The organism is Enterobacter cloacae complex sp. IR5450, from assembly GCF_049238665.1.
Lineage (GTDB): Bacteria > Pseudomonadota > Gammaproteobacteria > Enterobacterales > Enterobacteriaceae > Enterobacter > Enterobacter hormaechei_C.
This window is the reverse complement of sequence record NZ_JBMKIC010000033.1, coordinates 28,251-53,889: the sequence shown is the minus strand read 5'-3', so window position 1 is coordinate 53,889 and position 25,639 is coordinate 28,251. Positions and strand designations below refer to the sequence as shown.

Sequence of the window (25,639 nt, the reverse complement as noted above, 5' to 3'; positions counted from 1 at the left end):
TCTGATTTGTTAGCGCAACCAGTAGATCACACTTCATCGTGCTTTTCATTTTTCTGGGGAACCCTCAGCCCTCAAGGGAGAGGGGTCGTCCGAGCAGTCATTATTTTGTGGGGATCAGCGGCCACCGCGGATCAAACCGCCCATGCCGCGTCGCTCCATAAACGCAGCCACCTGATGGCGCACTTCGGCTGCCAGCTGTGCTTCCAGGCTACGCGCGGCCAGTTCGCGCGCCTCATCTTGTTCGATGTGACGTAACAGGTATTTCACACGCGCAACGGAACGTCCGTTCATTGACAGGTGACGGAAACCGAGACCAATCAGGATCGCCACGCACATCGGATCGCCGGCCATTTCACCGCACAGGCGCAGGTCGATATTATGCTGCTCGGCTTCGCGGGCGATCATCGCCAGGGCACGAAGCATCGCCGGATGCAGGCTATCGTAGATGCTGGCAACACGCGTATTGTTGCGATCGACTGCCAGAATGTATTGCGTTAAGTCGTTGGTACCAACGGAGATAAAATCAACGCGGGTCGCCAGCTGCGGCAACATAAAGACCATCGAAGGCACTTCAAGCATCACGCCGATACGGGGTTTAGGGATCGCATAGCCGATCATCTCTTCCACTTCGCGCCCTGCACGTTCTATCAACCGCCGCGCTTCGTCGATCTCGTCAATACTGGTGACCATCGGCAGCAAAATGCTGAGATTCCCCGTGGCCGCGTTGGCACGCAGCATGGCACGAACCTGGATAAGGAAGATTTCCGGCTGATCGAGGGTTATGCGGATCCCACGCCAGCCGAGGCAGGGATTCTCTTCACTGATGGGCATATAGGGCAGTTGCTTATCCGCGCCGACGTCCAGGGTGCGCAACGTGACGGGTTTGTCATTAAACATCTGCAACATGCCCTGATACTGCGCCACCTGCTCCTCTTCTGACGGGAAGCCGCTTTGCAGCATAAACGGTATTTCAGTGCGGTAGAGGCCGATGCCATCGATGCGGCTGCCGAGCTTCTCTTCATGCTCGGGGCTTAAGCCAGCGTTGAGCATCACCTTCACCCGCTCACCGCCCTTGAGCTGCGCGGGCAGGTTGACGTCATCTTCCGCCAGCTTGCTTAATTCATTCTCTTCGCTGATAAGACGCTGGTACTCCTGAAGGAGAACCGGTTCAGGATCCACCAGCAACTCACCGCGGTATCCGTCCACCACCAGCGTACGGCGATGCAGTACGGAGGGCTGAATATCCGCCCCCATCACGGTCGGAATACCGAGCGCGCGCACCATAATGGCGGCATGGGAGTTAGCAGCGCCATCGCGCACCACCACGCCCGCCAGCCTGTCCTGCGGTAATTCCGCCAGCGTCGTCGCTGAGAGTTCATCGGCCACCAGCACAAACCGGTTCGGCCAGGCGTTCGCCCCCTGAATAGTATCATCGAGGTGGAACAGCAGACGTTGCCCAAGCGCGCGTAAATCGCCGGCGCGCTCTTTCAGATAACCGTCAGTCAGCACCGCAAACTGCTCAGCAAATTTTTCAATGACCTTTTTAACCGCCCATTCTGCCACCGACCCTTTATCGACCTCGGCAAATAACTCACGACGCAAACGCGCATCGGAAAGCAGGTGTGAGTAGAGATCGAAAATAGCCGCCGTCTCTTTTTGCGCGCCAGCGGCAAAGCGTTTGCTGTAGCGACGAAACTCATTCGCCGCCTCTTCCAGCGCAGCGGTAAGCCGTTCGCGCTCAAGCGCTTCATCCAGCGTCGAGGCTTCGTAGACCTGCTCCATCAGCGGGAGCGTGGCATCCATCCAGCCTTCGGCAATCGCGACGCCCGGCGAGGCCGGAAGCGCGCGGATGCGGGTATGACGATACTGCCCAAAAAGAGCTGCCAGCTGAGACTGGGAGAGGATAGCAGCCATCTGCGTTGCCAGCGTGACGAGGAAAGACTCCTCGCTTTCGTCGTACTGCCGCAACTCTCGTTGCTGGACAACAAGCACGCCAAGCAGTTGGCGGCGCTGAATAATCGGCACGCCAAGGAAAGCGCGGAACCGCTCCTCTTTGACGGAAGGGATATATTTGAAGCTGGGGTGTTTTTGCGCATCGGCAAGGTTGATTGGCTCCGCCAGTCGCCCGACCAGGCCAACAATACCTTCATCAAACGCGAGCGTGACGGTGCGTCCCCGTGGTTTTTTTAAACCGCGGGTTGCCATCAGGTAGTAGCAACGTCGGTCATGATCGGCCAGGTAGACCGAACAGACCTCGGTTTCCATCGCAAGACAGATGTCCGTCACCAGAATATTCAGCGCCTCGTTGAGGCGAGGCGCACTGGCAACCTTTTCAACTATTTCTCGCAAGCGGGTGAGCATGATTTGCGTAGCTTAACCTCTTTTACGTCGCCAGGCAGGTGCGCTCTGTGGCTTCGGAGGCGTCTCCTGAAGCTGCATCACGACACTTGCGAACTCTTTCATCACCCTACGATATACATCGCGCTTAAATGACACGACCTGACGAACCGGATACCAGTAGCTTACCCAGCGCCAGCCATCAAACTCTGGCGTGCTGCTGGTTTGCATATTGATATCTGAATCGTTGCCCACCAACTGCAAAAGAAACCACTTCTGTTTCTGGCCGATACAAACCGGCTTTGTGTCCCAACGCACCAAACGTTTCGGTAACTTGTAACGCAACCAGTTGCGGGTCGAAGCCAGAATACGAACATCTTTTCGGCTTAAACCAACCTCTTCAAACAGCTCCCGGTACATCGCTTGTTCTGGGGACTCTCCAGGATTGATCCCGCCTTGCGGGAACTGCCAGGAGTGCTGACCATATCGCCGGGCCCACATCACTTGGCCCTGACGATTACAAATTACTATTCCTACGTTTGGGCGGTAGCCATCGTCATCAATCACCGGACTACCCCAAACTAAATCTGATATATGAATGATTGTTTCACACTACAGGGAGGTGGTAAACCACTCTCTTACAGGCCTGCAACCTAATAACATTTGAATAACTCACAATTTAGTGAGGAGTTATAAACAGATGCGGGCGACAGAGACCATTTTTATTCACCTTTTCTGTGGATATAGTTGTGAAGAAGTGCGGAATTACCGATGAACAACCTTGTAACCCGACGAAACGCCAATTTACCCTGCAAATAATAAATCATTTAAATTCATAATATTAGATTGGAATTAAGGGTGCCAGAGGCGATTAACGTGACGATCGTCACATCAAAGATCCTCCTGCTGATGAAAGATCGAACAGCGTCGGTTTTATCCACAGATTGTGCCAATAAGTTAGGCACAATTTGTGTGAAAATTCGATTTTCATCGCACGTCAAGGCTGTAAATTGAAACAGTAGTGGCAGTTATTCCCAGTTATCCCATTTTTCTGTGGATAACATGGTGTAAGATCCTGTTTATTGTCAGTGACCAGAATTGCACAACCTGTTTTTTAGCCGCGGCGCGACGGGCTATAGTCTAAAAAAGATGAAATAAATCATACGCATGGGATATTCACTCAGAAAAAGGTAAACTCTGTCCACAAGGGATAAAATATCAGCTCATTTTTTAATCAAAAGGTTGTTAGTATGCATTCTCTCGCCCCACTGCTCTCCCCTCCCGTCAGTGAAGCCCAGTTGCTCCAGCAGGCGCAACGTCTGGCAGGCTATTCACTGGGCGAGCTGGCCGTGATGGCGGGGTTGACGATACCCAACGATCTAAAGCGTGATAAGGGCTGGATCGGCGTGTTGCTGGAACGCTGGCTGGGCGCAAGCGCGGGCAGTAAACCTGAACAAGATTTTGCGGCGCTGGGGGTGGAACTGAAGACGATCCCCATCGATAGCCAGGGGCGGCCGCTGGAAACCACCTTTGTCTGCGTTGCGCCGCTCACGGGTAACAGCGGAGTGACCTGGGAAACCAGCCACGTCAGGCATAAGCTGAAGCGGGTGTTGTGGGTACCCGTTGAGGGCGACAGGCAGATCCCGCTGGCAGAGCGTCGCGTTGGCGCCCCGCTGCTCTGGAGTCCGAATGATGAAGAGGAGAGACTGCTTTCCCAGGACTGGGAAGAGCTGATGGACATGATTGTGCTGGGACAGGTTGAGCGGATCACCGCCCGGCATGGCGAAGTGCTGCAACTTCGTCCTAAAGCCGCCAATAGTAAAGCGCTCACTGAAGCGGTAGGCGCACAGGGCGAACCGATCCTGACGCTGCCGCGCGGTTTCTATCTTAAAAAGAATTTCACCGGGGCACTGCTGGCACGCCACTTCCTGTTGAAAACATAGTTTTTTACTAATTTTGCGCTCCGGCTAACATAATCTCCTCCTTTTTAAGATTTCCCCCCTTTCACCTGTCGTAATATCAGGTTATTACTACACTATGATTTGATACGAGCCAGGTGAGGATGAGAACGATGAAAAAATGGGCAGTAATTATCTCAGCAGTCGGTTTAGCGTTTGCGGTATCGGGTTGTAGCAGCGACTATGTCATGTCAACGAAAGATGGTCGTATGATCCTGACCGATGGCAAACCCGAAGTCGACGACGATACCGGTCTGGTGAGTTACCGCGATCGCGAAGGCAATCAAATGCAGATTAATCGCGACGAAGTCTCCCAGATCATCGAGCGTTAAACAGATAAAGGTCAGTAGCTTGCTGGCCTTTTTGATTTTTTCCTTCCCCTTTTGCCTTCCCTCTGCCATGTTTATATTCCTTTGTCGGGAGGCTCCTGACGCAGTCTGTATGTCTAAAAAAGGAAACCGGCTATGCATTATCATCGTATCCCCCACAGCGCTCTGGAGATCAGCCAACTGGGGTTGGGCACCATGACATTTGGTGAACAAAACAGCGAAGCCGATGCCCATGCACAACTCGATTACGCCGTCAGCCAGGGCATTAACCTGATTGACGTGGCGGAGATGTACCCCGTTCCTCCCCGCCCGGAAACACAAGGTCTTACTGAAACGTATGTCGGCAACTGGCTGGCGAAACGCGGCAATCGCGAAAAGCTGGTCATCGCCTCCAAAGTCAGCGGACCTTCCCGTAATAACGATGCCGGGATCCGCCCTAATCAGATCCTCGATCGCAAGAATATCCGTGCGGCGCTGGATGCAAGCCTCAAGCGCCTGCAAACCGACTATCTCGATCTTTATCAGGTGCACTGGCCGCAGCGTCCGACGAACTGCTTCGGTAAGCTTGGCTACACCTGGAACGAAAGTGCTCCGGCCGTTACCCTGCTGGAAACGCTGGAAGCGCTCACGGAGTGCCAGCGGACGGGTAAGATCCGCTACATCGGCGTTTCCAACGAGACGGCGTTTGGCGTGATGCGCTATCTGCATCTGGCCGATAAACACGATCTGCCGCGCATCGTGACCATTCAGAACCCGTACAGCCTGCTGAACCGCAGTTATGAAGTGGGTCTGGCGGAGGTGACGCAGTACGAAGAGGTGGAGCTGCTCGCCTACTCCTGCCTGGGCTTCGGTACCCTGACGGGCAAATACCTGAACGGCGCGAAACCGGCTGGCGCGCGTAACACGCTTTTCAGCCGCTTCACCCGCTATAGCGGCGAGCAGACGCAAAAAGCCGTTGCGGCCTACGTGGATATCGCGAAACGCCACGGACTCGATCCGGCGCAGATGGCGCTGGCCTTCGTGCGTCGTCAGCCGTTTGTGGCGAGTACCCTGCTCGGCGCAACGACGATGGATCAGTTGAAAACCAATATTGAGAGTTTCAATCTGAACCTGAGTGAAGAGGTATTAGCGGAGATAGAAGCGGTGCATCAGGTTTATACCTACCCGGCACCGTAATAAAAGCAAAACGGCAACGCACGTTGCCGTTTTTAGGGTTTTCACCCTCTCTCTGTGGGAGAGGGCCGGGGTGAGGGCATCAGGCAGCACAATTCAACGACGACGCTGCCAGACCCACAGCCCGCTAATCGCCAGCGCGAACAGCGCGCCGAATCCTACCCCGATTGCCACGACCGGCGCACCTGCTTTTACCGCCAGCGAGTAAATCCCCAGCATCAGTAACATCGCCATGTTTTCACCAAGGTTTTGCACCGCAATGGCGTTACCCGCCCCAACGGTCTGCTTGCCGCGCTCCTGCAACAGCGCGTTTAGCGGCACCACAAAGAAACCGCCTAACATGCCGATCAGCAACAGCAGGGCATAGGCAGGCAATAGGGCATGTTGCAGGGAGAAGAACAGAACGCCGACGCCAATCAGGATCCCCGCAGGCATGCAGCGCGCGACGGTTTCCAGCGTCACCAGTTTTGCCGCAGCCCCGGCCCCGACAACAATCCCGACGGCGACCATGGCATTCAGATAAGTCGGCGTGGCGTTGTCAGTAATGCCCAGCGCCACCGGCACCCACAGCACCAGCAGGAAACGCAGCGTAACGCCGGCCCCCCAGAACATGCTGGTGCCCATCAGCGAGAAGCGTGTTTCACCGTTACGCCACAGTACGCGGCAGGCGTTGAAGAAGCTGCCGGTCATGGGCCCGAAGCGCCAGGATTGCCCCGGACGCGCCACGGCCAGTTTGGGGATAAACAGGTTGGCGATCACCGCGCCACCGTACATCAGGGCGCAGATGCCAAGCGCGGCGAGCACATGCCAGTCTGCCAGTACGCCACCCGCCACCGAACCCAGCAGAATAGCCGCAATGGTGGAGGACTCCATCAGGCCGTTGGCCTTCACCAGCTTATCACCGGTGGTGAGCTCACCCAGAATACCGTACTTCGCCGGGGAGTAGGCTGCCGCACCAATGCCCACCAGTGTGTAGCCGACAAACGGGTTGATACCAAAGCAGATACTTGCCGCGCCCAGAAGCTTAAGGCTGTTGGCAAACATCATGACACGACCTTTCGGGAAGCTGTCCGCCACCTGGCCGACAAACGGCGCAAATACGATGTAAGCACCCACAAACACCATCTGTAGGATCGGCTGGCTCCAGTCGGGATAAAACTCAGCTTTCAGCAATGCCAGCGTGGCAAACAGCAACGCATTATCGCCGAACGCAGAAAGAAACTGGGCGGCGATAACCGCCATCATGCCTTTCGACCAGATTGAAGTGTTAGTGTGCACTGACTCACGCATTTTGCTGTTCCGCCTCTTCAACCATGCCCTTCAGGGTCACGAAATCGGGTTTACCGCTGCCCAGCACCGGTAACTGTTTGAGGTAACGAATATCGCGGGGGACCGCCAGCTCGGGGATACCGTGTTCGCGTGCATACCTGAGCAGCGCGTCACGCTTCAGTTCACCGTCTGTCGTGAAGAGCACCAGCGCCTCGCCTTTACTGGCATCACTTTTCACCACGGTCGCATGCATTTTCTCTGCTGAGACTGCGGTCGCCAGCGTCTCGACCATTTCAAGAGAGACCATTTCCCCGGCGATTTTGGCGAAGCGTTTTGCGCGTCCCTGGATCTGCACGAAGCCCTGATCGTCGAAGCGCACGATATCGCCCGTGTCGTACCAGCCCGTTTCAACCTCGCCATTGACGTTCTCAGCCGTCGGCGCCTCAAGCACCCCCGGGTTTTCCACACGCAAATAGCCGTTCATGACGTTCGGCCCTTTCAGCTGAAGACGTCCGCCGTCTTCAATACCCGGCACCGCCAGCAGACGCGCGTCCAGCCCCGGCAGAATGCGGCCAACCGTTCCGGGTTTTGCCGCCATCGGAACGTTGATGGAGACCACCGGCGCGCACTCCGTCACGCCATAGCCTTCCAGAATGCGCAGGCCAAACTTGTCCTGCCAGATTTGGCGCGTGCTGTCCTGGAGTTTTTCCGCCCCCGCCACCACGTAGCGCACGCGGAAGAAATCATACGGGTTGGCGAAGCGCGCGTAGTTTCCGAGGAAGGTGGACGTCCCGAACAGCACCGTGCAGTTACGGTCATAAACCAGTTCCGGCACAATGCGGTAGTGCAGCGGGCTTGGGTAGAGGAACACCTCGGCACCGGTCAGCAGCGGCGTAAAGAGCCCCACGGTCAGACCAAATGAGTGGAACAGCGGCAGCGCCGACATAAAGCGATCGTTGGCGGTAAAGTCAGCAATGGTTTTAATCTGTTCGACGTTCGCCAGAATGCTTTTGTGACTGTGAACCACACCTTTCGGGTTGCCTTCAGAGCCGGAGGTAAAGAGGATAATGGCATCATCCTCCGGCTGCTGCTTAACCTGCGCCAGACGCGGCATCAGCAGGTGCGCGAAAATCCACAGCTTGTCGGCGGTCGTGACGTCTGCTTTCAGATCTTCCAGGAACACCCAGCGCACCTGCGTCAGCTGTTCCGGCAGGTGCCACAGCTTGCCTTTATCCAGGAACTGGCGGGAGGTAAAGACGGTGTTGATTTGCGCCGCGGTAATCGCGCTGGAGAGCCCTTTCACGCCCGCCGTGTAGTTCATCATCGCCGGAATGCGGCCCCGGGAGACGGCACCAAAGATCACCGCCGCGCTGATACCCGCGTTTGGCAGCATCAGGCCGATCTTTTCACCCTGTTTGCTGTATTTTTCCAGGATACGCCCGACAAACAGCGTTTTGGTCAACAGCTTACGGTAGGTATCCGGCGTAAAGTTGATGTCTTCGATGCAGTTTTTCTTCGCACCGTAGCGATACTGGGCCGACAGCAACGATTCATACAGCGTTTCGCGCGGGCGAACGGCCATGCGCGCTTCCATCATAATCTGGTGCAGCATTTCCCCGGCGATTTTACGGCGGTCGCGCGCACGCGGCGCCTCGGGCATCGGCAGTGACGTCGGCGGTAATATATGCAGCGTAATTTTCGGGAACAGACGCTGCTTCACCAGCCCTTTCAGACGGCTGAAAAAGGTCAGCTCAGCCCCGTCGATGCGTAGCGGCACGACGGTGGCCTGAGACTTCGCCGCGACAAAACCGGCCCCATCGTAAATTTTCATCAGGGAGCCCGTCACTGAAATCCGCCCTTCCGGGAAGATAACCACCGGACGCCCCTGCCCAATCAGACGCACCAGATGTTTAATCATCATCGGTTTGGTTGGATCGAGCGGGACAAAATCAATCAGCGGTTTGAGCCAGCGCATGTACCATTTTTCACTGATGGAGCTGTACACCGCGAAGACGGGCCGCACGGGCAAAAACAGCGCCAGCAATACGCCATCAAGAAAAGAGACGTGATTCGGTGTGATAAGAACACGCTCGCCATAGAGTGCCTGCGTATCGCCAGTCACGCGGATGCGAAACAGGACACGAAACAGTGTGCGGAAGAACCCAAAAAGCATTTCAACTCCCTTTGCCAGCCAGTGTGAAAGGTATAAATGGTGGCAGATTACACGAGAAGTAGTGAGGGAGCGATAGCAAAAACAGAGGCGAAAAAAAACCTGCGCATCCGCGCAGGTTGGTGCAAGAGAAGAGTACGAAAACGTACCAGGAATTCTCACCAATCAATACCTCTGGGATCTTGATTGTGGCCTCCGGCGACAGGCTTCGCCAGCGGGAAAACGCAAGGGAATGAGCCGAAGTGCAACCAGGTGTGAATATTCTCTTTTGCTGTTACAGGTTGAACTTACAGGCAAAAAAAAACCTGCGTAAAACGCAGGTTGGTGTAAATCGTGTTAATCAACCGAAGTTGATTCCACCTATCAATACCTCTGGGATCTCGACTCTAGCAATTCATAACGCATCGTTGCTAACGGACAATCGCAACAGCCTGAGGCAAAGTGTAACTAAAGGTTCAGATTACCATTATTCAGACATGACTGGCCGTGTAACGATTACACCGCGAGGGATGTTCTGCTTCACGTTTGCAGAGGACGCTCACCCGCTCCCCTTGAATGCGCGCCGCTTTTCCGCAACACTAGTTAGTGTGTAAACGCTTACCCCTATAAGAAGGTATTGAATGGCGACAATTAAGGATGTGGCTCGTCTGGCCGGTGTTTCCGTCGCGACCGTCTCCCGCGTAATCAACAACTCCCCTAAAGCGAGTGATGCATCGCGACAGGCCGTGCAGGACGCCATGGAAAACCTGAATTATCACCCTAACGCCAACGCGCGCGCCCTTGCCCAGCAGTCGACAGAAACCATCGGGCTGGTGGTCGGGGATGTATCCGATCCGTTTTTCGGTGCGATGGTCAAAGCCGTAGAACAAGTCTCTTATCACACCGGAAATTTCCTGCTGATTGGTAATGGCTACCACAATGAACAGAAAGAGCGCCAGGCCATTGAGCAGCTGATCCGTCATCGCTGTGCGGCACTGGTGGTCCATGCCAAAATGATCCCCGACGCCGAGCTGATCCATCTGATGAAACAGATGCCGGGGATGGTGATTATCAACCGTATTATTCCCGGTTTTGAAACCCGCTGCGTGGCGCTCGACGACCGTTACGGCGCATGGCTCGCAACCCGTCACCTGATCCAGCAGGGCCATACCCGAATTGGTTATCTGTGCTCCAACCACCCAATTTCCGATGCGGAAGATCGCCTTCAGGGCTATTACGACGCGCTGCGCGAAGCCGGTCTGCCCTGCAACGATCGTCTTGTGGCGTACGGAGAACCGGATGAGAGCGGCGGCGAGCAGGCGATGACCGAGCTGCTGGGACGCGGGCGGAATTTCACCGCCGTGGCCAGCTATAACGACTCCATGGCCGCCGGCGCAATGGGCGTGCTGAATGATAACGGGATTGACGTCCCGGCAGAAATTTCGCTGATTGGCTTTGATGATGTGCTGGTGTCGCGCTATGTGCGCCCTCGCCTGACCACCGTGCGTTACCCGATTGTAACCATGGCAACGCAGGCGGCAGAACTGGCGTTAGCGCTGGCCGGGCATCGCCCGCCACCGGAAATTACCCACCTGTTCAGCCCAACCTTAGTGCGCCGTCACTCGGTGGTATCGCCCGCGGAAGCCGTGAGCGAACAGCGATAGAGATGGACGGTTTTATCCGGGTATTCCAGCGCATCGCCGATGTAGTGCCAGCCGTAACGTTCGTAGAAGTCGCGGCAGGCAGACCAGAGATGAAGCTCGTGATACCCGGCGCGTCGCGCGTAGCCGATAACATGCTGCTGAAGTTTTCCCGCCAGCCCGTTTCCCCGGGCGGCTTCATCGACATACAGCGCAGCCAGCCAGGGGTGGAGATCCTGTCGGGAAATTAAATCGCAACGCCACAACCCAACGGTGCCCAGCAGCTGGTCATCCTCAACGGCAATAAAGGTGAGCGGTAACTCGCCCGGCGTCAGGCTGTGCTCGACAATGCTCTGGAAAAAGGCACGCGGCATACCTTCACCAAACGCGTTCCAGATCCAGTCGATCACCTGCTGTGTAAACTGCGGCGCAGCGTGAAGCGGCAGTATATTCACACCAGCTTTCCCTGGAAAAGAGGGACCGATTCGAAGAGGTAGCCGTCGAAATCGGGTGCGTCTTCGTCTGACAGCTCAAGCAGGCTCTTTTTGACGTTTTCAAGATGCTGGAACATAGCCTGCCACGCCCCCATCACGTCGCGGCGGCGGAGCGCAGCGAGAATGGTTTGCCTGTCGCCGAGCCATTTCAGCCGCCATGCGCGGCTGGCGATGTGGCCGTTGAATTGCTGCCACAGTGGGCTGCTGTCCATGTGATGCCAGACGCTTTCAACGGTCGCCAGCAGCATCTGGTTTTGTGTGGCCCCCGCCAGTACAAGGTGGAACATTTTGTTGTTGTCCTGGCTGCGATCGTCGGCGGCAATCGCCCGTTGCTCCTGCTCGATGATGCGGCGCAGGTTGTCGATATCCGCCCGCGTCGCCATTTTTGCGGCAAAGGCGGCAATGTTGCTTTCAAGCAGCTGACGCGCCTGGAGAATTTCAAACGGCCCCACGTCACTGTTCAGAAAACGCTCTTCCTCGTTTTCATGCTCCTCCGGAATGCGCATCACGTACACGCCAGACCCCTGGCGAATATCCACCGTCCCCTGAAGCTCAAGCATCAGCAGCGCCTCGCGCACAATAGTGCGGCTCACGCCATACGTCTCGGCGATGTTGCGCTCCGGCGGCAGACGCGATCCCACGGGATAATGCCCCTGGATAATCTGCGCCCGTAAATCCTCGCCAATCTCCTGGTACTGTTTTTTTTCCGGCAGGATGACAGCCTTATCCACGTTTTCACCTGTGTTTTTCAGTTAATGCGCGGGCCGGACGTCCTCCCGGCCAGTTTGTGCACTATTTTACCAGAAGGCTTACTTCCATTCATCGTCAACACTGAGCGTCAGCACACGCTCATCGCGCAGCTGGCGGAACCAGGACGCCGATTTCTTTGCCCGCCGTGTGCGTTGATTTTCAAGGTCGATCTCAATCAGCCCGTAGCGGTTTTTAAACGCGTTCATCGGCGAGACATTGTCGGTGAAGGCCCACAGCATATAGCCGTGACAGTTTGCCCCCGCCTCCCGCGCCAGCAGCGTGTAGTAGAGATGTTCGCTGATAAACGCGATGCGGTACGCGTCATCGATAATGCCGTCGCGATTGCGAAACTGCGCTTCGTTCTCCACACCCATCCCGCTTTCCGCTACAAACCAGTCAATGTTGCGATAGTCGTTTTTAATCCGCATCGCCATGTCGTAAATAATGCGCGGGAAGATCTCCCAGCCGCGGGAGGTGTTCATCCTCCGCCCCGGCAGCTCGAACGGCTCGTAGTAATACGCCGGGTGGAACGGCGTCTCCGGGTGCCAGGCGCGGGACGGGGCTTTGACGCGATGCGGGTAATAGAGGTTAATGCCCAGCTCGTCGACGGTGTTGTCGGCAATCAGCGCCAGCTCGTCAGCCGTGTAGTCCCACTGCACCTGATGCTGCGCCAGCAGGGTAAAGAGCGCCTGCGGATAGCGCCCGTGCACCAGTGGGTCGAGAAAGACGCGGTTGTAGAACAGATCGTACATCTCTGCCGCTCGCTCGTCATGCGGTGCGCGCGAGCGTGGATAGGTCACTTCCGGGTTAAGAATACAACCCACTGAGCCGTCATACCCTTTCTCGCGAAACAGCTTCACCACTTTCGCCGTCGCCAGCACTTTATGGTGGTTCCACTGCATCCAGGTGCTGGTGTTCTGCTCATAGGGCCAGCGCAGTGCGTCAAGGTAGACGCGCGTCTGGACCACAATCGGCTCGTTGAAGGTAAACCAGCGGGTGACTTTGCCGTGAAAGCGCTCAAACACTTTTTCCGCATAGCGAACGAACAGCTCGACGACGTGCTTCGACGCCCAGCCGCCGTAGGTTTCCAGCAGCACGCCCGGCAATTCGTAGTGTTCCAGGCAGATCATCGGCTCAATGCCCTGACGGTGCATTTCATCGAACAGCGCGTAGTAATAGGCGGCGTACTCTTCATCTACGGTGGCGTTTTCATAGTCGGTTAAAAAGCGCGACCAGTTGATCGAGGTGCGATAGTGCGTCAGGCCCGCCTGCTTCATCAGCGCCACGTCTTCACGGAAGCGATTAATAAAGTCGGTTGCCACCGCCGGGCCATAGCCGTTGTGCCAGACGTGACGATCGTTCTTGTACCAGAGATCGATCCACGAATCCTGCCCCGGCTTTTTGCCGCTCCAGCCCTCGGTCTGCCAGGCCGATGCCGCCGCGCCCAGCATAAAATCCTGCGGTATAGTTATCTGTTTTATGCTCATCCGGTCCTCATGCGTTATCGGTGGCTTGTTGCAGCGCGGCCTGCTCTGCGCGGCGTGAGGCAATTTTCACAAACGGCAGATAGATAATCACCGCGGTCACGATGCAGATAAACTGGGTGATCACCGCCCCCATGGAGCCCGCGGTTGACAGCCAGGCGTTGATCAGCGGCGGCGTGGTCCAGGGCACCATCACCACGGCTTTCCTGGCAAATCCGGTCACCGTGGCAAAGTAGCCAATCGAGCCCGTCACCAGCGGCGTGATGATGAACGGGATAGCCAGGATCGGGTTGAGCATGATTGGCATCCCGAAGATCACCGGCTCGTTGATGTTAAAAATACCCGGGCCGATGGAGAGCTTAGCGATCTCCTTCATCTCTTTACGTTTGGTGGCAATCATGACGGCGATCAGCAGGCCGATGGTCAGGCCGGAGCCGCCGATGCTCATATAGACGTCCCAGAACGGCATGGTGATGATGTTTGGCACCTCTTTGCCCTGCTCGAACGCGCTCATGTTAACGGTGATTGCCCCCAGCAACAGCGGCTCGCGGATCGGCTTGATCATCTGGTTGCCGTGAATACCAATCACCCAGAACAGCTGGGCGACAAACATCAGCAGCAGGATCCCCGGCAGGCTTTGCACCACGCGCTCCAGCGGCTGTTGCACCACCTGGTAAACCGCGTCGTAGAGATACATGCCGGTAATCTGATGAAACACGAAGCCAAAGGTGGCGATGGCGGTGGTGGTGATAATGGCCGGGATCAGCGCAGAGAACGACGCGACGACGTTCGGCGGCACCGTGTCCGGCATCCTGATTTTCAGCCCCTTGCGGTTTTCCAGCCAGCAGTAAATCTCCACTGACAGGATGGCGATAAACATGCCGAGGAACAGGCTGCGGGTATCGGAGAACTGGCGCAGCAGCACGTCTTTCACCACGTGCATCTCGCCGTCCACCAGCATTTCCACCGTGGTTGGCGTCACGCAGATAAAGCAGATCACCGCCAGCAGGCCGGGGAACAGGGACTTAATGCCGTTAATACGCCCCAGCTCAATGCCGATTAAAAACACCGCACCGATGTTGAGAAAGTTAAGCGTGGCATAGTTGAGCGCGCTGGTGATCGGCTTTAACGCCGCCAGAAACGACAGCGACTGAAAGCTCGCCAGGCCGTTTTTCGGATCCAGCACCATATTGGAGATCAGTACCGAGAACGCCCCCACAATGATGACCGGCATTAAGGTAATAAACGCAGACTTGATCGCCTGGATATAACGATAGCTGTTGAAGGTGGTGGCAAAACTGCCCAGAGCGTCGATCAGTTTTTCCTGAAATGCCATAGGGTAATACCTCAGTAAAAGGGCTTTTATTGAATAAGATGGACAGCCGGATACTATTGGTATGCCAAAAATAGCGCCCACAGGCGCTTTGTTCTGTGATTAAGCTCTCAATGAGGTAAGAGGTATTCCAGATTGCGATTTATCACCATTTTGGCATGCCAATGACAGGCATTTATCCCGCTGGCGAGGATCGTTACCGAAAAGCGTGATCGTTATGGGGTTTTGCCCTTACCACGTCGCTTATGCGCCGGATGGTCTGTGTTAAACTGCAAACCATTACGTGGAAACAGGAATTTCGAATGGCAACAATGCTGGATGTCTCACTGCGTGCGGGCGTGTCGAAGGCCACCGTTTCGCGCGTGCTGAACGGCACAGGTCAGGTTAAAGAGAGCACGCGTCAGCAGGTATTTCGCGCGATGGAGGAGCTGGGCTATCGTCCGAACTTTCTCGCGCGTTCGCTGGCTAACCAGACCAGCAACAGCATTGGTCTTGTCGTCTCGACGTTCGACGGTTTTTACTTTGGTCGTTTGCTACAGCAGGCGTCACGGCAGACCGAAAAGCACGGAAAACAGCTGATTGTTACCGACGGTCACGACGCCCCTGAACAGGAAGAACAGGCGGTGCAGATGCTCGCCGACCGCAAGTGCGACGCCATCGTGCTGTACACGCGATACATGAGCGAAAAGACGATCCTGAAGCTGATCAACAGCGTGCAGACGCCGCTGGTGATCATTAACCGTGAAGTGAGCCAGGCGGCGGATCGCTGCGTCTTCTTTGAACAGCAGGACGCGGCCTTCAAAGCGGTGGATTACCTGATAAGCCAGGGTCATCGGGAGATCGCCTGTATCACCGTCCCGATCCACACCCCAACGGGTAAAGCGCGGCTGATGGGCTACCGTAAGGCGCTGGAGAAGCACGGTATTCGTCTCGACGAGCGGCGGATTAAATACGGCGATGCAGGCATGACGCGGGGTTACGAGCTGTGCAAGGAGCTGATTGCGGAAAAGACATCGTTCAGCGCCCTGTTTGCCTGTAATGATGATATGGCCCTGGGCGCCTCCAAAGCATTACACCAGGCCGGGCTGAAGATCCCGCAGGATATTTCGCTGTTTGGTTTTGACGATGCCCCCAGCGCAAAGTGGCTGGAGCCTGCCCTGTCGTCGGTATATTTGCCGATCGACAACATGATCGTCACGGCAATCGACCAGGCGATCCGGCTGGCAAAAAACCAGCCGGTTGAAGCGATCCCGCCGTTCACCGGCACGCTGGTGTTACGCGATTCGGTGACAACAGGGCCGTGGTTTAATCAGACCAGCTCTAACGCCAGCAGCTCCTGAATGGTCTGGCGACGGCGAATCAGCCGCGCCACGCCGTTATCAAACAGCACTTCCGGCAGCAGCGGGCGGCTATTGTAGTTGGAAGACATAGACGCCCCGTACGCACCGGTATCATGCAGCACCAGATAATCTCCCGGTTTTACCTCTGGCAGCGAACGGGTTTCGACTTTCCCGCCTTCCTGCTGAGTAAAGACGTCACCGGATTCACACAGCGGGCCGGCAACAACGGTCTCGATGCGCGGCGCGTTGACCAGATCGCGGCCATCGGCGGCAAGCGCGGTAATGTGATGATAGCTGCCGTACATGGACGGGCGCATCAGGTCGTTGAAGCCAGCATCAATCAGCACAAAGTGACGGCTTCCCATCTCCTTCACGCTCCGCACCTGCGCCACCAGCACGCCAGCTTCGGCGACCAGGAAACGACCCGGCTCAATCTCCAGCTTCACCGCATGGCCCAGATGGGCAGCGATCCTGTCACGCGCGGCGCTCCACAGGCCGTAATAGTGATCCGTGTCGATCGCCTCTTCTCCTTCGCGGTAAGGGATCGAAAGCCCTCCCCCGGCGGAGATCGCCTCCAGATCCTGACCAAAATCGATAACCTGACGCACCATTGCGCCACAGACCTGCTCAAGATGGCCATAATCCACGCCGGACCCGATATGCATGTGAATGCCCACCAGCTTGAGGTTGTAGCGTTGTAAAACCTCCAGCGCCGCAGGCATATCGGCATACCAGATCCCGTGTTTACTGTTTTCGCCCCCGGTGTTGGTTTTCTGACTGTGGCCGTGACCAAAGCCCGGGTTGACGCGCAGCCAGACGCGATGGCCAGGAGAGACCTGCCCAAGCTGTTCCAGCATATCCACCGAACCAGCATTGACCGGGATTTGCAGCTCGTGCACGCGCGCCAGCGTGGCGTCGTCTATCAGGTCAGCGGTGAAGACGATCGCGTCGCTGTCGGCTTTCGGATCAAACCCGGCCGCCAGCGCACGTTCGATCTCACCCAGCGATACGGAGTCAACCTTCACGCCCTGCTCGCGCATCAGGCGCAGAATATGAATATTGGAGCAGGCCTTCTGCGCAAAACGCACCACGTCAAACTGATGCAGCGCGGCGATTTTCTCGCGGACAATCTGCGCATCGTAAACCCACACCGGACAGCCGAATTCGGCAGGCAGGCGCAGCAGGTTATCGGCGTTTAAATCGGTTTCGGTCTGGTTGAGCGGGCGTGGCATGGTCGTCTCCGGAAATCTGTTTTTTATCATTACGCCATAGCCTGAAGAGAATAAAAAATATCGTTTTATCGTGAGTCTATGCAAAAATGATATGGAACACATTCAGCCATCAGGTGCCCTATGCCCGCCGTTAACCTACGCCATATCGAGATTTTTCATGCGGTGATGACCACCGGCAATCTCACTGAAGCCGCGCACATGCTGCACACCTCGCAGCCGACGGTCAGCCGCGAGCTGGCGCGTTTTGAGAAAGTGCTGGGGCTGAAGCTGTTTGAACGCACCCGCGGCAGGCTGCATCCAACGGTGCAGGGTTTACGTCTGTTTGAGGAGGTTCAGCGCTCCTGGTACGGGCTGGACAGGATCGTGAGCGCGGCAGAGAGCCTGAGGGAGTTCCGCCAGGGCGAACTGTCCATCGTCTGCCTGCCGGTCTTTTCCCAGTCATTCCTGCCGGTACTGTTACAGCCGTTTCTGGCCCGCTATCCGGAGGTCAGCCTGACCATCGTGCCGCAGGAGTCGCCGCTGCTGGAGGAGTGGCTTTCGGCCCAGCGCCACGATCTGGGTCTGACTGAAACCCTCGTCACGCCAGCGGGAACGGAACGCACGGAGCTGCTGTCGCTGGATGAGGTCTGCGTGCTGCCTGCCAGCCACCCGCTTGCCCACAAAACGGTGCTGACACCGGCGGATTTTCACGGTGAGAACTATATCAGCCTGTCGCAGACCGACAGCTACCGGCAGCTTCTGGATGGCCTGTTTGCCGAACATCAGGTGAAGCGGCGGATGGTGATGGAAACGCACAGTGCGGCGTCAATTTGCGCGATGGTGCGCGCGGGCGTGGGTATTTCGGTGGTGAACCCGCTCACGGCCATGGACTACGCCAGCAGCGGTGTGGTTCTGCGCCGTTTTAGCGTTTCCGTTCCCTTTACCGTGAGCCTGATCCGCCCGCTGCACCGGCCCGCCTCAGCGCTGGTTGATGCCTTTAGTGAACATCTGATTGCGCACGCGCGTCAGGTGGCGCTTCGCTTACCTGCCCTGCAAAAACCTTTATGACAGCATAAACTCCACCGCATCCGCGGCATGGATGGCGGCGGTATCGAAGACCGGTATCGGGCTTCGGTCTGCCGGCACCAGCAGACCGATTTCGGTACAGCCGAAGATGACCCCTTCCGCTCCCTGCTGCGCCAGTTTCTCTATCACGCTGACGTACCAGGCGCGCGAAGCTTCGCTGAAGGTGCCCAGACACAGCTCATCAAAAATAATCTGGTTAATGCGCGCCCGGTCAGCCTCCTCCGGGATCAGGCTTTCAATCCCGAACTGGCTGCTCAGCCGCCCGCGGTAAAAATCCTGTTCCATGGTGTAGCGCGTCCCCAGCAGCGCCACGCGCGTCATGCCGGCGGTACGTATGGCACGCCCGGTGGCATCCGCGATATGTAAGAACGGCAGCGAACAGCGGTCTTCAATGTGCGACGCCACCTTATGCATGGTGTTGGTACACAGCAGAATACCCTGCGCGCCCGCACGCTCCAGCCCGAGCGCGGCGTCCGCCAGTATCTGCCCCGCTTTGTCCCACTCCCCGCTCGACTGGCAGGCTTCTATTTCATGGAAATCCACGCTGTGCAGCAGCAGGCTGGCCGAATGCAGACCGCCCATACGCTGTTTAACGCCTTCATTAATCAGGCGGTAGTACGGGATCGTTGATTCCCAGCTCATGCCCCCTAACAGACCGATCGTTTTCATCTTTCCTCCTGTGCGTTTCACCCAGTGAAGCAAACTTGTGATCGCCTTTCCAGTTATTTGGCTAAACGTTTCCTTTTCTCGGCGGGTGAGATAAGTTAATTGAAACAATGTTTCATTACATAACAGGGCGAAAATATGTTTATTTTCCATAAAGAGACCACGCTTGAGGATCTGGGCAACGGCGTGACGCGTCGTATTCTGGCGCACGACGGCAGGATGATGGCGGTGGAAGTGAATTTCGAGGAAGGCGCGATTGGCCCGATGCATAACCACCCGCATGAGCAACTCACCTACGTTCTCTCGGGGGAATTTGAGTTCACCATTGGCGAGGAGAAGCATGTGGTGACCGCGGGCGACACCCTCTATAAAGCGCCGCACGTGATGCACGGCTGCGTTTGCCTGAAACCCGGCACCCTGCTGGATACCTTTACGCCGGTACGCGAAGATTTCCTGAAATAAAAAAAGGCGCTCAGTTGAGCGCCTTTTTTGATGTTATTCCGTTACCGGCTCAGGAAGTTGTTCCGGCAGCGGGTTGCGGGTGCTCATAGCCTCGCGCAGCAGCACGCTGCCACAGGCGAACAGTCCACCCAGAATACACGCCAGCAGCACGATGAGGGCTTTGCCCGGGCCATCTTTTTTCACCGGCATAGAAGGTGAAAGCTGGTATTTGAACGGCTCCAGGCTCACATCTTCGAAGGAGAGTTTTTGCAGCTGTGCCAGATAGTATTCGCGGTTCTGGAAATCGGCGTTCAGCTCAGAAACGTCCTTGAGATTTTTTTCAATCTGCAATTTCTGCGCAATCCCGTCCGCACCGAGGGCGACGGAATAATCCGGATCGTCTTTCACCGCCTGTCCATTGCTGTAAACCGGCTTTTTGATCCCAGCCGCGTTCGCCACTTCCAGCGAGTAGTTCAGGCGTTGCAGGTTGGTATTGTGGATATTGGTCAGACGGACCCGATCCAACTCCAGCTGCTGCTGTACCGTTTTGGTTCTCAGGATCAGCTGATCGCGAATGTTTTGCATGGTCTCCTGCTCGACGATGCGGGAGATGTACTGAATGTAACCATTCAACACTTTCTGCGCATCCTCTGCCGTTGGGGCTGTGAAGCTTAACGTCCAGGAGAGGTATGGTGCTTTATCGGCATTTTTTTCCTGCGTGTTATCAACAGCCTTCATCTTTTCGGCAATATTGACCACCGCGCGGTGCAGCTCCAGCGGGTCAACCTCAGCGCCATCGAGCTGAGCCATCACGTAAGGTGAGCTCTTCATGTACTCTTCAAGCAGAGACTGGGACTGAAACTTTTTGATAAACAGATTAAACACATCCGCACGGGTAATTTTCTCGTCGACATCAAGCACCTGGAGCGCCACCATCATCTGGCGCAGCGAACTCCACTGCGTCTGTTCCGCGGGCGTAATGACCGCTTTACTGGTCCATTTTTGCGGTATCAGAAAGGCGATTGCCAGGCCGACCAGTGCAAATGCAAAGACAATGGTGATGATGCGTTTTTTTGCTGCCAGCAGGACGTCCAGCAGACCCAGAAGATCTATTTCTTTAGCGCTGACCGCCGGGGGAGCATAGTGAGGAAAATTGAGATCCGTATGTTTTTTGAAATCCATCGCTGACATAACTGTTCTTCTTTTAAGGATGCAGTGAAATTCTGCCTGACTGGTTCCGGTGTAACAAATCATACAAGAATGTAAGAATTATCTGAATGACGAATTGGTATATCTGTAGACCTGCTATCAGATCTGGTAGTTAGCCACGCTGCGTGACTATTGTTATTCCTGCTCCCCTTTTGCTTCATTATCTCTTCCTCATGGGCCGCGGCGAACGTCCGTGGAAAGTCAAAAATGCCACCTCCCTCACTATATTGAAACAGCGTTTCGACGCTGATCACATTTCCACCATTAAGCGAATGACGCAGAAATAAATCGCAATAATATAAAATAAAACGATGTTTTAGTATCCAAGAACACCGGTTCAGCTCTTTTGAAACCCGAAGCGCTTACACCACGACGAAAGACAAAAAAGCGTTAAAAAACAAACGTAGGTTTTGCCGTTGCCAGACGTTGCACCCTGAATTTCAGCTCCCATGCCGCGCATCGCAGGCCTGGGAAAATGTAACAAAGCAGATTTCGTATTAAACCATTGATTGCCAGGTAGGTATGTATGAATGAAAACAAGCTGCTGGGGCTCGCATGGATATCACCCTATATCATCGGGCTGATACTCTTTACGGCATTCCCCTTCGTCTCATCGTTTTTCCTCAGCTTTACGGATTACGATTTGATGAGTCCGCCGGTGTTTAACGGCATCGAAAACTATCGCTACATGTTTACCGAAGACACGCTCTTCTGGAAATCCATGGGCGTGACCTTTGCCTATGTATTTTTAACCATCCCGCTAAAGCTCGCCTTTGCATTAGGAATTGCCTTTGTCCTGAACTTTAAATTACGCGGCATCGGCTTTTTCCGAACGGCCTACTATATTCCGTCGATCCTCGGCAGCTCCGTCGCCATTGCCGTATTGTGGCGCGCCTTATTTGCCATCGATGGCCTGCTGAACAGCTTTATCGGCGTTTTTGGCTTTGATCCGGTGAACTGGCTGGGCGAGCCGTCGCTGGCGCTGATGTCCGTTACCCTGCTGCGCGTCTGGCAGTTCGGTTCCGCGATGGTCATCTTCCTGGCCGCGCTGCAAAACGTACCGCAGTCCCAGTATGAAGCGGCAATGATCGATGGCGCATCGAAATGGCAGATGTTCATGAAGGTGACCGTGCCACTGATTACGCCGGTGATCTTCTTCAACTTCATCATGCAGACCACGCAGGCGTTCCAGGAATTTACCGGGCCGTACGTGATTACCGGCGGCGGGCCAACCTATTCGACCTATCTGTTCTCGCTCTACATCTACGACACCGCCTTTAAGTATTTCGATATGGGCTATGGCGCGGCGCTGGCGTGGATCCTGTTCCTGGTGGTGGCCGTCTTCGCCGGTATCGCCTTTAAGTCGTCGAAATACTGGGTGTTCTACTCCGCCGATAAAGGAGGCAAAAATGGCTGATATTCAACAACTCTCCACGGCAAGAAGCGTCGCCGAACGCGAAGTGGCCCGCACGCTGCGCAGAGAGAAAATCAACGCCTCCGTTCGCTATGTGATTCTGCTGGTTGTCGGCCTGCTGATGCTTTACCCGCTGGTGTGGATGTTCTCCGCGTCGTTCAAACCGAACCACGAGATCTTCACCACACTGAGCCTGTGGCCTGCCCACGCCACCTGGGATGGTTTCGTAAACGGCTGGAAAACCGGCACCGAGTACAACTTCGGCCATTACATGCTGAACACCTTTAAGTATGTGATCCCGAAAGTGATCCTGACCATTATCTCCTCCACCATCGTGGCGTACGGCTTTGCCCGCTTCGAGATCCCGTGGAAGAAGTTCTGGTTCGCCACGCTCATCACCACCATGCTGCTGCCCAGCACCGTGCTGCTGATCCCGCAGTACCTGATGTTCCGTGAAATGGGCATGCTTAACAGCTATATGCCGCTGTACCTGCCGCTGGCCTTCGCCACTCAGGGGTTCTTCGTCTTCATGCTGATCCAGTTCCTGCGCGGCGTCCCGCGTGACATGGAAGAGGCGGCGCAGATTGACGGCTGTAACTCCATTCAGGTGCTGTGGTACGTGGTAGTGCCGATCCTGAAACCGGCCATTATCTCCGTCGCCCTGTTCCAGTTCATGTGGTCCATGAACGACTTTATCGGGCCGCTGATTTACGTCTACAGCGTGGATAAATACCCCATCGCACTGGCGCTGAAAATGTCCATCGATGTCACCGAAGGCGCGCCGTGGAACGAAATTCTGGCAATGGCGAGCATCTCCATTCTGCCATCCATCATTGTCTTCTTCCTGGCACAGCGCTACTTCGTACAGGGCGTCACCAGCAGCGGAATTAAAGGTTAAGAGGGAAATACCATGGCTGAAGTTATTTTCAACAAGCTGGAAAAGGTCTACTCCAACGGCTTTAAAGCGGTACACGCTATCGATCTTAAAATTGCTGAAGGGGAATTCATGGTGATCGTCGGCCCATCCGGCTGCGCCAAATCCACGACCCTGCGCATGCTGGCGGGGCTCGAAACCATCAGCGGCGGCGAGGTGCGCATTGGCGACAAGATCGTGAACAACCTCGCGCCGAAAGAGCGCGGTATTGCAATGGTGTTCCAGAACTATGCCCTCTATCCGCACATGACGGTGCGCGAGAATCTGGCCTTTGGTCTCAAGCTGAGCAAACTGCCGAAAGATCAGATTGAGTCTCAGGTGAATGAAGCTGCCAAAATTCTTGAACTGGAAGAGCTGCTCGACCGCCTGCCGCGCCAGCTTTCCGGCGGCCAGGCGCAGCGCGTGGCGGTAGGCCGTGCGATTGTGAAAAAACCGGATGTGTTCCTGTTCGATGAGCCGCTTTCAAACCTCGACGCCAAACTGCGCGCTTCGATGCGTATTCGTATTTCCGACCTGCATAAGCAACTGAAGAAGTCAGGAAAACCGGCGACCACCGTTTACGTGACACACGACCAGACCGAAGCGATGACCATGGGCGACCGCATCTGCGTGATGAAGCTCGGCCATATCATGCAGGTGGATACGCCGGACAACCTCTACTACAAGCCGAGGAACATGTTCGTGGCGGGCTTTATCGGCGCGCCGGAGATGAATATACGTAAAAGCGTGCTGGTCGAAAAAGCGGGCCAGCTGCACATCGCCATTGGCGATGAAACCATGCCGCTGAACGCGGAGAAGCAGGAGAAAGTCGCGGCCTACGCGGGTCAGGAGATTTACTACGGCGTGCGTCCGGAATTTGTGTCGCTCTCTGATGAGCCCTTCCCGAACGGCGGCTGTAGCGGGGAGATGGTGCGCGTTGAGAACATGGGCCACGAATTCTTTGTGTACCTGAAGGTCGCGGACTACGAACTGACCGCCCGAATCCCGTCCGATGAAGCTAAGCCAATGATTGATAAGGGGCTTCATCGTAAGGTGTATTTCACGTTTGAGATGAACAAGTGTCATATTTTTGACGCAAAAACTGAACAGAACCTCTCTCTCTGATGGAGTGATAAAAATGAAAAAAGTGCTTTTAAGCGCAGCAATCTCCGCGACCCTGGGTCTTACCGCTTTGCCATCGATGGCGCAGAATGTGGATTTACGGATGTCCTGGTGGGGCGGCAACGGCCGTCACCAGGTCACCCTGAAAGCGCTGGAAGAGTTCCATAAGCAGAACCCGGACATCAACGTGAAAGCGGAATACACCGGCTGGGATGGTCACCTCTCCCGTCTGACCACCCAGATTGCGGGCGGCACCGAGCCGGACGTAATGCAGACGAACTGGAACTGGCTGCCGATCTTCTCGAAAACCGGTGACGGCTTCTACGATCTGAACAAGATGAAGGACGTGATTGACCTGTCGCAGTTCGATCCCAAAGAGCTGCAAACCACCACCGTGGACGGCAAGCTGAACGGCATTCCGATCTCGGTGACGGCGCGCGTGTTCTACTTCAATGACGAAACCTGGAAAAAAGCGGGTATTGCGTACCCGAAAACCTGGGACGAGCTGATGGCGGCCGGTAAAACCTTCGAGAGCAAGCTCGGCAAGCAATACTATCCGGTGATCCTGGAGCATCAGGATACGCTGGCGCTGCTGAATTCGTACATGATCCAGAAGTACAACATTCCTGCGGTGGATGAGAAAACCAAAAAGTTCAGCTACACAAAGGAACAGTGGGTAGAGTTTTTCCAGACCTACAAAAAGCTGATCGACAGCCACGTCATGCCGGACACCAAATACTATGCCTCGTTCGGTAAGAGCAACATGTATGAGATGAAGCCGTGGATCCAGGGTGAATGGGGCGGCACCTACATGTGGAACTCCACCATCAACAAATATTCCGACAACCTGAAGCCACCGGCGAAACTGGAGCTGGGCAACTACCCAATGCTGCCGGGCGCCACCGACGCAGGTCTGTTCTTCAAACCGGCGCAGATGCTGTCGATTGGTAAGACGACCAAAAACCCGGAGGCGGCAGCGAAGCTGATTAACTTCCTGCTCAACAGCAAAGAAGGGGTCGATACGCTGGGTCTTGAGCGCGGCGTGCCGCTGAGCAAAGTGGCGGTGCAGTATCTGACCGAAGACGGCACCATTAAAGAGGACGATCCTTCCGTGGCGGGCCTGCGCCTGGCGCAGTCGCTGCCGGCGAAACTCACCGTCTCGCCATACTTTGACGACCCACAGATTGTGGCGCAGTTCGGTACCTCTTTGCAGTATATCGACTACGGGCAGAAAACCGTGGAAGAGACGGCCGCTGACTTCCAGCGTCAGGCGGAGCGTATTTTGAGACGTGCGATGCGGTAAAAACAAAGCCGGGTGGCG

General features: G+C 55.6%; 22 protein-coding genes. 11 read left to right on the top strand and 11 right to left on the bottom strand.

The window, feature by feature from the left end; translation table 11 throughout:
* Positions 1-114 precede the first annotated feature (114 nt).
* On the bottom strand, positions 115-2,361 hold the full coding sequence (gene ptsP / locus ACOTYB_RS20215; RefSeq protein WP_045894997.1) for a phosphoenolpyruvate--protein phosphotransferase: 2,247 nt from the start codon (positions 2,359-2,361) through the stop codon (positions 115-117).
* Positions 2,362-2,373: 12 nt separating this feature from the next.
* Positions 2,374-2,904 carry an RNA pyrophosphohydrolase gene (gene rppH / locus ACOTYB_RS20210; protein ID WP_003862791.1) on the bottom strand — a complete coding sequence of 177 codons (531 nt, stop codon included), beginning with the start codon at positions 2,902-2,904 and terminating at the stop codon, positions 2,374-2,376.
* A 683-nt stretch (positions 2,905-3,587) separates the two neighbouring features.
* Between rppH and mutH the strand changes: the two genes are divergently transcribed.
* From mutH to ACOTYB_RS20195, 3 genes are all read left to right on the top strand, one after another.
* Complete coding sequence (mutH, locus tag ACOTYB_RS20205; protein WP_003862792.1) at positions 3,588-4,280, top strand: DNA mismatch repair endonuclease MutH; 693 nt, start codon at positions 3,588-3,590, stop codon at positions 4,278-4,280.
* A gap of 128 nt (positions 4,281-4,408) precedes the next feature.
* Entirely contained in the window at positions 4,409-4,627 is a 219-nt protein-coding gene (locus tag ACOTYB_RS20200) for a YgdI/YgdR family lipoprotein (protein WP_003862794.1), read from the top strand.
* Between the two features lie 132 nt (positions 4,628-4,759).
* Positions 4,760-5,800, top strand: a complete 1,041-nt coding sequence (locus tag ACOTYB_RS20195) for an NADP(H)-dependent aldo-keto reductase (RefSeq protein ID WP_126524524.1) — start codon at positions 4,760-4,762, stop codon at positions 5,798-5,800.
* A 93-nt stretch (positions 5,801-5,893) separates the two neighbouring features.
* On the opposite strand, the gene lplT is transcribed toward ACOTYB_RS20195, so the two are convergent.
* A complete protein-coding gene (gene lplT / locus ACOTYB_RS20190; RefSeq protein ID WP_003862801.1) occupies positions 5,894-7,087 on the bottom strand; it encodes a lysophospholipid transporter LplT in 1,194 nt (397 codons plus the stop codon).
* Positions 7,080-9,239 (bottom strand): bifunctional acyl-ACP--phospholipid O-acyltransferase/long-chain-fatty-acid--ACP ligase, encoded by a 2,160-nt coding sequence (aas, locus tag ACOTYB_RS20185; RefSeq protein WP_023314771.1) that lies wholly within the window; start codon positions 9,237-9,239, stop codon positions 7,080-7,082. The genes lplT and aas overlap by 8 nt, the downstream gene beginning before the upstream one ends.
* 617 nt (positions 9,240-9,856) lie before the next feature.
* Here aas and galR point away from each other — a divergent pair.
* Positions 9,857-10,879 carry an HTH-type transcriptional regulator GalR gene (gene galR / locus ACOTYB_RS20180; RefSeq protein WP_126524526.1) on the top strand — a complete coding sequence of 341 codons (1,023 nt, stop codon included), beginning with the start codon at positions 9,857-9,859 and terminating at the stop codon, positions 10,877-10,879.
* On the opposite strand, the gene ACOTYB_RS20175 is transcribed toward galR, so the two are convergent.
* From ACOTYB_RS20175 to ACOTYB_RS20160, 4 genes are all read right to left on the bottom strand, one after another.
* A complete protein-coding gene (locus ACOTYB_RS20175) occupies positions 10,834-11,310 on the bottom strand; it encodes a GNAT family N-acetyltransferase (RefSeq protein WP_023306858.1) in 477 nt (158 codons plus the stop codon). The two genes, galR and ACOTYB_RS20175, sit on opposite strands and share 46 nt — an antisense overlap.
* Positions 11,307-12,080: a GntR family transcriptional regulator gene (locus ACOTYB_RS20170; RefSeq protein ID WP_003862809.1), complete on the bottom strand. Its 774-nt coding sequence runs from the start codon at positions 12,078-12,080 to the stop codon at positions 11,307-11,309. Before ACOTYB_RS20170 ends, ACOTYB_RS20175 begins: the two co-directional genes overlap by 4 nt.
* A 78-nt stretch (positions 12,081-12,158) precedes the next feature.
* Positions 12,159-13,586 (bottom strand): glycoside hydrolase family 1 protein, encoded by a 1,428-nt coding sequence (locus ACOTYB_RS20165; protein WP_126524528.1) that lies wholly within the window; start codon positions 13,584-13,586, stop codon positions 12,159-12,161.
* A 7-nt stretch (positions 13,587-13,593) separates the two neighbouring features.
* A complete protein-coding gene (locus ACOTYB_RS20160) occupies positions 13,594-14,919 on the bottom strand; it encodes a PTS sugar transporter subunit IIC (protein WP_421765874.1) in 1,326 nt (441 codons plus the stop codon).
* Positions 14,920-15,218: 299 nt separating this feature from the next.
* On the opposite strand from ACOTYB_RS20160, the gene ACOTYB_RS20155 reads away from it, so the two are divergent.
* The gene (locus ACOTYB_RS20155) at positions 15,219-16,256 is read left to right on the top strand and encodes a LacI family DNA-binding transcriptional regulator (protein ID WP_003862814.1); all 1,038 of its coding nucleotides are present in this window, start codon (positions 15,219-15,221) and stop codon (positions 16,254-16,256) included.
* Here the strand turns inward: ACOTYB_RS20155 and lysA are convergent.
* Positions 16,226-17,488: a diaminopimelate decarboxylase gene (gene lysA, locus ACOTYB_RS20150; protein ID WP_003862815.1), complete on the bottom strand. Its 1,263-nt coding sequence runs from the start codon at positions 17,486-17,488 to the stop codon at positions 16,226-16,228. The two genes, ACOTYB_RS20155 and lysA, sit on opposite strands and share 31 nt — an antisense overlap.
* A 120-nt stretch (positions 17,489-17,608) precedes the next feature.
* Between lysA and ACOTYB_RS20145 the strand changes: the two genes are divergently transcribed.
* A complete protein-coding gene (locus tag ACOTYB_RS20145) occupies positions 17,609-18,535 on the top strand; it encodes a LysR family transcriptional regulator (protein ID WP_058647795.1) in 927 nt (308 codons plus the stop codon).
* Here ACOTYB_RS20145 and ACOTYB_RS20140 read toward each other — a convergent pair.
* Complete coding sequence (locus ACOTYB_RS20140; protein WP_023323698.1) at positions 18,530-19,222, bottom strand: aspartate/glutamate racemase; 693 nt, start codon at positions 19,220-19,222, stop codon at positions 18,530-18,532. The genes ACOTYB_RS20145 and ACOTYB_RS20140 overlap by 6 nt on opposite strands.
* Before the next feature lie 135 nt (positions 19,223-19,357).
* On the opposite strand from ACOTYB_RS20140, the gene ACOTYB_RS20135 reads away from it, so the two are divergent.
* Positions 19,358-19,681, top strand: coding sequence for a cupin domain-containing protein (locus tag ACOTYB_RS20135; protein WP_003862821.1), 324 nt, complete (start codon positions 19,358-19,360; stop codon positions 19,679-19,681).
* A 33-nt stretch (positions 19,682-19,714) separates the two neighbouring features.
* On the opposite strand, the gene wzz(fepE) is transcribed toward ACOTYB_RS20135, so the two are convergent.
* The gene (gene wzz(fepE) / locus ACOTYB_RS20130) at positions 19,715-20,851 is read right to left on the bottom strand and encodes an LPS O-antigen length regulator Wzz(fepE) (RefSeq protein ID WP_220153317.1); all 1,137 of its coding nucleotides are present in this window, start codon (positions 20,849-20,851) and stop codon (positions 19,715-19,717) included.
* A 544-nt stretch (positions 20,852-21,395) separates the two neighbouring features.
* On the opposite strand from wzz(fepE), the gene ACOTYB_RS20125 reads away from it, so the two are divergent.
* The 4 genes from ACOTYB_RS20125 to ACOTYB_RS20110 are packed head-to-tail and all read left to right on the top strand — an operon-like array spanning position 21,396 to position 25,621.
* Entirely contained in the window at positions 21,396-22,286 is an 891-nt protein-coding gene (locus ACOTYB_RS20125; protein ID WP_003862825.1) for a carbohydrate ABC transporter permease, read from the top strand.
* Positions 22,279-23,181 (top strand): carbohydrate ABC transporter permease, encoded by a 903-nt coding sequence (locus tag ACOTYB_RS20120; RefSeq protein WP_003862827.1) that lies wholly within the window; start codon positions 22,279-22,281, stop codon positions 23,179-23,181. Before ACOTYB_RS20125 ends, ACOTYB_RS20120 begins: the two co-directional genes overlap by 8 nt.
* Before the next feature lie 12 nt (positions 23,182-23,193).
* Positions 23,194-24,321 carry an ABC transporter ATP-binding protein gene (locus ACOTYB_RS20115; protein ID WP_421765873.1) on the top strand — a complete coding sequence of 376 codons (1,128 nt, stop codon included), beginning with the start codon at positions 23,194-23,196 and terminating at the stop codon, positions 24,319-24,321.
* A gap of 13 nt (positions 24,322-24,334) precedes the next feature.
* Positions 24,335-25,621 (top strand): ABC transporter substrate-binding protein, encoded by a 1,287-nt coding sequence (locus tag ACOTYB_RS20110; protein ID WP_003862832.1) that lies wholly within the window; start codon positions 24,335-24,337, stop codon positions 25,619-25,621.
* The last annotated feature ends 18 nt before the right edge of the window (positions 25,622-25,639 follow it).

Coding starts and splice junctions, on each gene's coding strand:
- ACOTYB_RS20155 (WP_003862814.1), top strand. CDS start 15,219: ATGGCAACAATGCTGGATGTCTCACTGCGTGCGGGCGTGTCGAAGGCC.
- lysA (WP_003862815.1), bottom strand. CDS start 17,488: ATGCCACGCCCGCTCAACCAGACCGAAACCGATTTAAACGCCGATAAC.
- ACOTYB_RS20110 (WP_003862832.1), top strand. CDS start 24,335: ATGAAAAAAGTGCTTTTAAGCGCAGCAATCTCCGCGACCCTGGGTCTT.
- aas (WP_023314771.1), bottom strand. CDS start 9,239: ATGCTTTTTGGGTTCTTCCGCACACTGTTTCGTGTCCTGTTTCGCATC.
- lplT (WP_003862801.1), bottom strand. CDS start 7,087: ATGCGTGAGTCAGTGCACACTAACACTTCAATCTGGTCGAAAGGCATG.
- ACOTYB_RS20165 (WP_126524528.1), bottom strand. CDS start 13,586: ATGAGCATAAAACAGATAACTATACCGCAGGATTTTATGCTGGGCGCG.
- ACOTYB_RS20200 (WP_003862794.1), top strand. CDS start 4,409: ATGAAAAAATGGGCAGTAATTATCTCAGCAGTCGGTTTAGCGTTTGCG.
- mutH (WP_003862792.1), top strand. CDS start 3,588: ATGCATTCTCTCGCCCCACTGCTCTCCCCTCCCGTCAGTGAAGCCCAG.
- ACOTYB_RS20195 (WP_126524524.1), top strand. CDS start 4,760: ATGCATTATCATCGTATCCCCCACAGCGCTCTGGAGATCAGCCAACTG.
- ACOTYB_RS20115 (WP_421765873.1), top strand. CDS start 23,194: ATGGCTGAAGTTATTTTCAACAAGCTGGAAAAGGTCTACTCCAACGGC.
- ACOTYB_RS20145 (WP_058647795.1), top strand. CDS start 17,609: ATGCCCGCCGTTAACCTACGCCATATCGAGATTTTTCATGCGGTGATG.
- ACOTYB_RS20125 (WP_003862825.1), top strand. CDS start 21,396: ATGAATGAAAACAAGCTGCTGGGGCTCGCATGGATATCACCCTATATC.
- ACOTYB_RS20135 (WP_003862821.1), top strand. CDS start 19,358: ATGTTTATTTTCCATAAAGAGACCACGCTTGAGGATCTGGGCAACGGC.
- galR (WP_126524526.1), top strand. CDS start 9,857: ATGGCGACAATTAAGGATGTGGCTCGTCTGGCCGGTGTTTCCGTCGCG.
- ACOTYB_RS20160 (WP_421765874.1), bottom strand. CDS start 14,919: ATGGCATTTCAGGAAAAACTGATCGACGCTCTGGGCAGTTTTGCCACC.
- ptsP (WP_045894997.1), bottom strand. CDS start 2,361: ATGCTCACCCGCTTGCGAGAAATAGTTGAAAAGGTTGCCAGTGCGCCT.
- ACOTYB_RS20120 (WP_003862827.1), top strand. CDS start 22,279: ATGGCTGATATTCAACAACTCTCCACGGCAAGAAGCGTCGCCGAACGC.
- ACOTYB_RS20140 (WP_023323698.1), bottom strand. CDS start 19,222: ATGAAAACGATCGGTCTGTTAGGGGGCATGAGCTGGGAATCAACGATC.